The following is an 8,373-nucleotide window of genomic DNA, read 5'->3' as shown; positions in this document are numbered from 1 at the left end:
CCCAGAGCGGCGTTACTCGCGAACAGCTTTCCACGCTGGTTGACGGCGCAGCTCCCGCTACCGGCGAGACCGGTGCGGCGGCGAGCGAGGACGCGCCGAAGGCCGCCAAGACCACGGCCGCGAAGAAGCCGACCGCGAAGAAGCCGGCCGCGAAAAAGGCGGCGGACGGGGCCGAGCCGAAAAAGGCTCCGGCGAAGAAGACCGATGCAACGAAGTCGGCTGCGAAAAGGGCCACCGCGAAGAAGGCGGCACCCGCGAAGGCCGCGGAAGCGACGGGCGCAACCGCCAAGGGGCCGGACCAGCCCGATCTCGACACCTCGGTGGTCGAAATCGCCTCGGCCGCGCCTGCGCCGGTAGGGGAACCGGCACCGGAGGATTCGAAACCCTCTCGCTCCCGCGGACGCAGGTCCCCGAAGAGCAAGGCCGAGGAGCCCGCAGAAGATAAGGGCTCGCGGGACCAGGGCTACTCGGGGTACGCAATCGTCACCGGCGAGGTGTCCGCCGCCGAGGAGCGAGGCCGCGGTGGACGCGGCGGTCGAGGCCGCAATCGGAACCAGTCCGTGCCCGGCTTCTCGCCGCTATTCCTCACTCCCGGCGAGTCGCCGGACTCGGCGAACGACTTCAGCGTCATCACCGTCGCCGACAACGTCACCTTCGACAGCAACGCCACCGGTGACGCCGAGGGAACCGGCGGGGATCAGTCCCAGTCGAAGGATTCCGACAACGATTCGGGGGACTCCGGCGACGGAAACGGTCGTCGGCGCCGTCGTGGACGTCGGGGCCGTGGCCGCGGGCGCGGAGAGGACTCCGCGAACGACGAAGCCGGTACCAGCGGCTCGGGCGACGACTCGTCCGACGAGCGCGACGTCAGCGCCGAGCACAAGGGCTCCGACGACTCCGGCAACTCCGGCAGCAACGCCTCGGGCGATGCCGGCGGCGATTCGAACTCCGATGGCGGCAACCGTCCGGAAGGCTCGTCGAGTAGGCGTCGCCGTCGCCGGCGGCGCAAGAGCTCGTCCGACGACAACTCGCAGCACTCCGGAAACGACGGAGACGACAACACCAAGACCGAGGTTCACGAACGCCCCGCGAAGCGTCAGTCGGGCCGCGGAACCTCGGACGACGAGATCCAGGGAATCTCCGGCTCGACGCGCCTGGAGGCCAAGCGCCGTCGCCGCCGTCCGGGCGGGGGCGGTCGTCGCCGCTCCCACATCCTGTCGGAGGCGGAATTCCTCGCGCGGCGGGAGTCCGTCGAGCGGGTGATGGTCGTGCGCGAGCGCGAGCGTCACGACGGGTCCGGAACGCTCACGCAGGTCGGCGTACTCGAGGACAAGGTGCTCGTCGAGCATTTCGTCACCACCGAGGCGCAGCGCTCGATGGTCGGAAACGTCTACCTCGGCCGGGTACAGAACGTGCTGCCCTCGATGGAGGCCGCCTTCATCGACATCGGTCGCGGACGTAACGGCGTGCTCTACGCCGGCGAGGTCGACTGGCACGCTGCCGGCCTCGGCGGAAAATCGCGCCGCATCGAGCAGGCGCTCAAGCCGGGCGATTCGGTGCTCGTGCAGGTCACCAAGGACCCGGTGGGGCAGAAGGGCGCGCGCCTGTCGACCCAGATCTCCCTCGCCGGCCGCTTCCTCGTGTTCGTTCCCGGCGGAAATTCCACGGGGATTTCACGCAAGCTCCCGGACACCGAGCGCAAGCACCTCAAGTCGATCCTCAAGGAAGTTGTCCCCTCCGGTAACGGGGTCATTATCCGGACCGCCGCAGAGGGCGTGCCCGAGGAGGACATCCGCCGCGACGTCGAGCGGCTGTCGAAGAAATGGGAGAAGATCTCCGCCGATGCCGAGCGCTTCCAAAAGGGCAAGGGCGCGACGATCAAAAACCTCTACACCGAGCCCGATCTCCTCGTGAAGGTCGTGCGCGACCTGTTCAACGAGGACTTCAACAAGCTCGTCGTGCAGGGGGAGAAGTCGTGGAACACGGTCCACGACTATGTCTCCGAGCTCGCCCCCGAGCTGGAGGGTCGCCTCGAGCGCCACGATAACGACGAGGTCGACGTGTTCAGCGTGTACCGCGTCGACGAGCAGCTCAACAAGGCGCTCGAGCGCACGGTGTGGCTGCCCTCGGGCGGCACGCTCGTCATCGACCGGACCGAGGCGATGACAGTCATCGACGTCAACACCGGCAAGTTCACCGGTTCGGGCGGCAACCTCGAAGAGACGGTCACCCGCAACAACCTCGAAGCTGCCGAGGAGATCGTGCGGCAGATGCGCCTGCGCGATATCGGCGGCATGATCATCGTCGACTTCATCGACATGGTGCTCGAGTCCAATCAGGACCTCGTCGTGCGCCGTCTCACCGAGGCGCTCGGCCGCGACCGCACCCGTCACCAGGTCTCCGAGGTCACCTCGCTCGGCCTGGTCCAGCTCACCCGCAAGCGGCTCGGCACCGGCCTCATCGAGGCATTCTCGGAGCCGTGCAGCCACTGCGGTGGTCGGGGACTCATTCTCCAGGACGACCCGGTCCTTAGCTCGCCCACCAGCGACGACGGTCATGATCGTCGTCGCGGGCGCAAGGGCAAGGGCGGGGACTCGCATGATCATTCGGGCAAGAACCACGGCGGTTCGCACGGCGGCTCGGGCAAGCAGTCCGAGGAGCACGACGGCCCTGCGCCATCTGCCCATCCGATGATCCTCGCGATGTCCAAGCGTGAGGATGAGCCCGCCTCCGGCGCCGAGACCACCCCCGCGAATGACGCCGGAGGTGCGGCGACCGCAACATCGGCCGCCGAATCGGGCTCCGCAGGACAGGCAGGCGAGAACCGCGAGTCCTCGGGACGCCGGCGTTCGCGCCGCAGCTCCCGGACCGCGGGGTCGCCGCCGGCCGCAGCAGGCAAGGCTGCGGAGTCGACCGGCGGTAACACCGAATCGGCGAAGGAGAAGCAGACCGTAGCGCCGGCCACGGCGCCCGACGTCACTGCTGAGGATCTCGCCGCGCAGCCCCGCAAGCGAAGCCGCCGCAAGATCGTGCGCGGGGACGCGCCGATCTCGACCCCGGCCCGGACCGAGGGCGACGCGATTGCGGCGGCACCTGCACCGGCACCTACGCCGGCGCCTGCGGCAGAGGCGGCTCAGGTCGAAGGCGAAGGCAATTCCGTCGACACCCCGACGGCGGTTCCGGCGTCGGGTGACGAGCTCGCGACTGCGCCGCGGAAGCGAGCGCGGCGCCGCGTCGTGCGCAAGGATGCCGCGGCGACCGTAGGCGAACAGGTGGCGGAGGTAGCCACCGAGGAGCCTGCGCCCGCGCCCGAACCTGCGTCTGAACCCGCACCCGAACCGGCCCCTCCGGCGGCGGCCGTCACGACCGACGCGCTGAAGTCGGAGGCCGGCGAGACCAAGCGTCGTTCCCGTCGACGGGTCACTCGTACCGCGGGTGCCGCCGAGCACGCCGCCCCGGCCGCGCAGACCGTCGCCGAGTCGACGCCTGTTGCGACCAGCGAGGGCGTTGGCAGCGTTACCGAGTTGACCGGACACGAGGTCGAGGTCGCCGCCGAGGCGTCCGAGCTCGCCGTCGTCAACAAGCGCAAGCGGCAGACGCGGCGAACGGTGAAGAGGCCCGCCGGCGACGCCTGAGCGACAAGCCGCGGGAGCGGGTAGCGCTATCGACCGAAGTCGAACCAGCCCGCCCCCAGCGGCACGGCGTCGCGGACGCTGGTGGGCTCGCCCGCCGAGCGATAAACCCATCCGCACGGGCCGATAAAACAGTCGGTGTCGTAGAACACAATCTCGACGTCGTCCCAGTCCTCCGAATAGACGACACGTTTGACCTCGACGCTCCCCAAGCGGAGCTCGGGGTCAAACCTTTCGTCGTAGACGCCGTCGGCAGCCTCGGCCTCGGTGATGACATGCTCGACGTACCCGTCGAGCGCGCCTCTGGATTCGTGGAAGCCGGGCGGGGAGTAGAGGGCGTAGAAGGCGAAGCCCCCGGCGAGAAAGACCGGGATCGCCACCAGGCAGCCCCAGAACGACGGCGGAAAGTCCTCCGGGGATGAGGCCGCGACGAGCGCGATGACACAACCGGCGAGGAACAACGTGCCGAGCGCGCCGAGCAGGAGCGGGTAGCCGAAAAAGCGATGCCCCGAGGCGACGTTCGCATCCGAGACCACCCATGTGTCGGCGTGGAGGAGACACACGACGACGACCGCGGCGAGGGTCAAACTTGCCGCGCCGGCGGCGAAGAAACGGAGCATGGGCCTTCTTGTCGGTTGGCGCACGTGCGCGTCGAGCGTCTAATGTTCCCTTTGGTATCTGCAGTATAGAAGTATTTGTGCGGAGCAATATCACTTTGCGAAGGACCGATTCGGTCGCGTTATTTCGCGGCTTCGCGGCCAGTTTGACCTGGCAAGCGCGCGCCGAGTAGCCTTAACAAGTCGCATAACGCGGCGCGCTGCATGCTGCCTGAGAGTATCCGCCGACATCCCAACAGGGATAGCACGCGGAAACCAGAGCACGTGCCGAGAAAGACCTGTCGCGCCAAGCGTTGGCAAGAATGCAAGTATTTATCACCGAGAAGCAAGGGGAAGCCCTCCGATGTACGCGATCGTCAAGACCGGCGGCAAGCAGTACAAGGTTGCCGAAGGGGACCTCGTCAAGGTCGAGAAGATCGAGGGCGAGGCCGGAGCCGCAGTAGCACTCCCGGCCGTCCTCGTCGTCGACGGCGCCAATGTCACCTCCGACGCCGGCGCCCTCGACAAGATCACCGTCAACGGTGAGATTGTCGAGCAGACCAAGGGACCGAAAATCCGGATCCACAAGTTCAAGAACAAGACCGGTTACCACAAGCGCCAAGGTCACCGTCAGAAGCTCACGGTCCTCAAGATCACCTCGATCAAGTAAGGCCGCCCACCTAAAAGCGCCTGGCCCTCGGGGCCTTGGAACTCCTTTTTGTTCCCGGGCGCACTTACTGCAAGGAGAAGCAGACATGGCACACAAGAAGGGTGCATCCAGCTCGCGCAACGGTCGCGACTCCAACGCTCAGCGCCTTGGCGTCAAGCGCTTCGGTGGCCAGGAAGTCAACGCCGGCGAGATTCTCGTCCGCCAGCGCGGCACGCACTTCCACCCCGGCGTCAACGTCGGCCGTGGCGGAGACGACACGCTGTTCGCCCTGTCGGCCGGAGCCGTTCAGTTTGGCACCAAGCGTGGCCGCAAGACCGTCAACATCGTGGCGGCAGAGGCCGAGGCCTAAAAACCTCGTAGGCCTTCGGGCCACAATCGCTTACCCTAAAGGGGAGAGCCTGCAAGGGCGAGCGGCGCACTCGGGCGCTGTTCGCCCTTGCAGCGTATTTGGGCCCGGGACGATCCCGGGCAGATAACCGACACCGCACTCGAAGGAGCACCCACTATGTCACGGTTCGTGGACCGGGTCGTCCTGCACCTGGCTGCAGGCGACGGCGGGCGCGGCTGCGCGTCGGTGCACCGCGAGAAATTCAAGCCACTCGGCGGCCCTGATGGCGGCAACGGCGGCTCCGGCGGTTCGGTGATTCTCGAGGTCGACCCGCAGGTCCATACTCTGCTCGACTTCCACTTCCGCCCGCACGCCAAGGCCGGACGCGGCGGACAGGGCGAAGGCAGCAACCGCAGCGGTGCCAAGGGCGAGGACCTCGTTCTCAAGGTCCCCAACGGCACCGTTGTGTTCGACGATGCAGGCGAGATGGTCGTCGACCTCACCGGCAACGGCACGCGATTCGTCGCGGCCGAAGGCGGCAAGGGCGGGCTCGGGAACGCGTCCCTCGTTTCCCGTGCGCGCAAGGCTCCCGGCTTCGCACTGCTAGGCGAGCCCGGGGAGCAACGCGACCTCGTGCTCGAGCTCAAGTCCGTCGCCGACGTCGGACTCGTCGGCTACCCGTCGGCGGGCAAGTCCTCGCTCATCTCGGTGCTCAGCGCGGCGAAGCCCAAGATCGCGGACTACCCCTTCACCACTCTCGTGCCGAACCTCGGTGTCGTCACCGCCGGCAACGACACCTTCACGATCGCCGACGTGCCGGGCCTCATCCCCGGAGCATCCGAGGGACGCGGGCTGGGCCTGGATTTCCTCCGCCACATCGAGCGCTGCGCCGTCCTCGCTCACGTCGTGGACTGTGCGGCACTGGAGTCCGATAGGGACCCGATCAGTGACGTCGAGGCGCTGGAAAACGAACTGGCTTCCTACACTTCGGTGCTCGCCGAAGACAACGGCCTCGGCGATCTCGCGGCCCGACCGCGCATCGTTGTGCTCAACAAGACCGACATCCCCGAGGGCAAGGAGATGGCGGAGATGGTCCGGGCACACTTCGAAGAGCGTGGATGGCCCGTCTTCGAGGTGTCTGCCGTAGCCCATCTCGGTCTCGACGAACTGCGCTTCGGCCTGTACAAGATGGTCGACGAGTATCGCCGCACGCAGCCCGCGCCCGAGCCCGCGCGCACGATCATCCGGCCCAAGGCTCAGGGCGGGCCCGAGTTCGAGATCCTCAAGGACCCGGACCATGCCGGTGCCTTCATCGTCAAGGGTGAGAAGCCGCGTCGCTGGATCAACCAAACGGACTTCGAAAACGACGAGGCCGTCGGCTACCTCGGCGATAGGCTCGCTCGTCTCGGAGTCGAGGACGCACTCCTCAAGGCCGGGGCTGTCGAGGGGTCCGACGTCACCATCGGCGACGTCACCTTCGAATGGGAGCCGTCGACGCCCGCAGGCGTGGACCTGCGCCGCACCGGTCGCGGCACCGACGTGCGTCTCGAATCCACCGAGCGCGTCGGTGCGGCCGAACGCAAGTTCCAACGCGGGGTCCGCCGTGGCCTCATCGACCCTGATGAAGAAACGCTCGAATGAGCGATGCGGCCTCCGCGGAGAAGCAACTTCGTGATCGCATCGCCTCCGCAAAACGCGTAGTCATCAAAATCGGTTCGTCCGCCATCACCTCGGTCGGCCCCGGAGTGCGCCGCGACCGCCTTGAGTTCCTCGCCGACGCCGCTGAGGGACGGATGGCTGCCGGCTCGGACGTATTCATGGTGTCCTCCGGCGCCGTCGCCGCGGGCATGGCACCTCTGGGCATGAACGTGCGCCCCCGCGACATCGCCTCGAAACAGGCCGTCGCCTCGGTAGGCCAGGCCGAGCTGGCCGGAGCGTGGGGAGAGGCCTTCGCCCGCCACGACCGCAAGACCGGGCTCGTGCTCCTCACCGCGACAGATATCGGCCGGCGCGACACCGCGCGGAACGCGCAACGGACGCTCGACAAGATGCGCACACTCGGCATCGTTCCGATCATCAACGAGAACGATGCGATCGCCACCTACGAGTTTCACTTTGGCGACAACGATCGCCTCGCCGCCCTCGTGGCGCACCTGCTCTCCGCAGACGCTCTACTTTTGTTGTCGGACGTCGACGCGATGTACGACCGCAATCCGTCGCAGCCGGGCGCCGAACGCATTTCCTACGTCGCCCAGCATGACCTGCTGGCAAATGTAGAGGCCGGTGACGGTGGCGCGCTCGGAACGGGCGGCATGGCCTCGAAGCTTGCCGCCGCGAAACTCGCAGCGGATGCCGGGGTGCCCGTCGTGCTCACCAGTGCAGAACTCGCTGACCAGGCGGTATCTCCCGGGTTTACCGGTGGGACCGTCTTCGAGCCGCGCGCCGAACGCATGTCCGCGCGCCGCTTCTGGGTGCGGCACGTCGCCGACGCCCACGGCTCGGTATCGCTGGATGACGGCGCCGTAGCCGCAATCACCACCGGGCCGAGGCGCTCGCTGCTCGTCGCCGGGGTGTCGCACGTCCAGCGCGGTTTCTTCAAGGGCGACGTCATCGAACTGTGTGATCGCGCCGGAGCGCTCGTCGCGCGCGGAATTGCCGGATACGATGCCGCCGAACTTCGCGACCTTCTTGAGCTGCGCGCGGCGGAGACGGAGAAGGGTGGAATCGGCCGCCCGCTTGTGCACGCGGACGATCTCGTCGTCATCTAGCTCATAGACGACCTCCCCGTAGTCGAGTTCGCACTGCCCGGACCTCTCCGAGACAAGCTCGTCGCCGCAATTGTCGCGGGTGAGAAAACGACGACCAGTTCGCTCTACGATGAGTGGAAGCGGGATCGCGAACCGCTCCCGACGGTAGGGCGACGGGAAGTGGTCGTTGACTCCGCGGGAGTCGGCGTATGCGTCACAGAAACAGTCCGGATATCCACCTGCCGGTTGGCAGACATCACACTGTCTCATGCGGTCGGCGAGGGAGAAGGATTCACGAACGTGGCGGCGTGGAGATCGGCTCATGAGGGCTTTTGGAACTCTGCGGAGTTCAGGGCAAGCGTGGGTGAACCGCAGCTGCGCATCGACGACGACACACTCA

Annotated in this window: 7 protein-coding genes; 6 read left to right on the top strand and 1 reads right to left on the bottom strand. The window is 67.1% G+C overall.

All coding sequences use genetic code 11. From position 1 onward, the window contains the following. Positions 1 to 3,635: Rne/Rng family ribonuclease (locus tag K8V11_RS08750; protein ID WP_369693058.1), on the top strand; the 3,635-nt coding region annotated here is incomplete at its 5' end. Positions 3,636 to 3,661: 26 nt separating this feature from the next. Here the strand turns inward: K8V11_RS08750 and K8V11_RS08745 are convergent. After that, a complete protein-coding gene (locus tag K8V11_RS08745) occupies positions 3,662 to 4,252 on the bottom strand; it encodes a hypothetical protein (RefSeq protein ID WP_303912859.1) in 591 nt (196 codons plus the stop codon). A gap of 340 nt (positions 4,253 to 4,592) precedes the next feature. On the opposite strand from K8V11_RS08745, the gene rplU reads away from it, so the two are divergent. The 5 genes from rplU to K8V11_RS08720 all read left to right on the top strand — a co-directional run. Beyond that, positions 4,593 to 4,898: a 50S ribosomal protein L21 gene (gene rplU, locus K8V11_RS08740; RefSeq protein ID WP_303912856.1), complete on the top strand. Its 306-nt coding sequence runs from the start codon at positions 4,593 to 4,595 to the stop codon at positions 4,896 to 4,898. 85 nt (positions 4,899 to 4,983) lie between these two features. After that, positions 4,984 to 5,247, top strand: coding sequence for a 50S ribosomal protein L27 (gene rpmA, locus K8V11_RS08735; RefSeq protein WP_067471826.1), 264 nt, complete (start codon positions 4,984 to 4,986; stop codon positions 5,245 to 5,247). Between the two features lie 156 nt (positions 5,248 to 5,403). After that, a complete protein-coding gene (gene obgE, locus K8V11_RS08730) occupies positions 5,404 to 6,867 on the top strand; it encodes a GTPase ObgE (RefSeq protein ID WP_303912853.1) in 1,464 nt (487 codons plus the stop codon). Next, on the top strand, positions 6,864 to 7,994 hold the full coding sequence (gene proB / locus K8V11_RS08725; protein ID WP_303912850.1) for a glutamate 5-kinase: 1,131 nt from the start codon (positions 6,864 to 6,866) through the stop codon (positions 7,992 to 7,994). The genes obgE and proB overlap by 4 nt, the downstream gene beginning before the upstream one ends. 3 nt (positions 7,995 to 7,997) lie before the next feature. After that, a partial coding sequence (locus K8V11_RS08720; RefSeq protein ID WP_369693059.1) for an ASCH domain-containing protein occupies positions 7,998 to 8,373 on the top strand: 376 nt, incomplete at its 3' end.

The sequence above is a fragment of the Dietzia timorensis genome (assembly GCF_020742175.1).
Taxonomy (GTDB): Bacteria; Actinomycetota; Actinomycetes; order Mycobacteriales; family Mycobacteriaceae; genus Dietzia; species Dietzia timorensis_A.
This window is presented reverse-complemented; position numbering and strand designations above follow the sequence as displayed.

Coding starts and splice junctions, on each gene's coding strand:
- proB (WP_303912850.1), top strand. CDS start 6,864: ATGAGCGATGCGGCCTCCGCGGAGAAGCAACTTCGTGATCGCATCGCC.
- K8V11_RS08745 (WP_303912859.1), bottom strand. CDS start 4,252: ATGCTCCGTTTCTTCGCCGCCGGCGCGGCAAGTTTGACCCTCGCCGCG.
- rplU (WP_303912856.1), top strand. CDS start 4,593: ATGTACGCGATCGTCAAGACCGGCGGCAAGCAGTACAAGGTTGCCGAA.
- rpmA (WP_067471826.1), top strand. CDS start 4,984: ATGGCACACAAGAAGGGTGCATCCAGCTCGCGCAACGGTCGCGACTCC.
- obgE (WP_303912853.1), top strand. CDS start 5,404: ATGTCACGGTTCGTGGACCGGGTCGTCCTGCACCTGGCTGCAGGCGAC.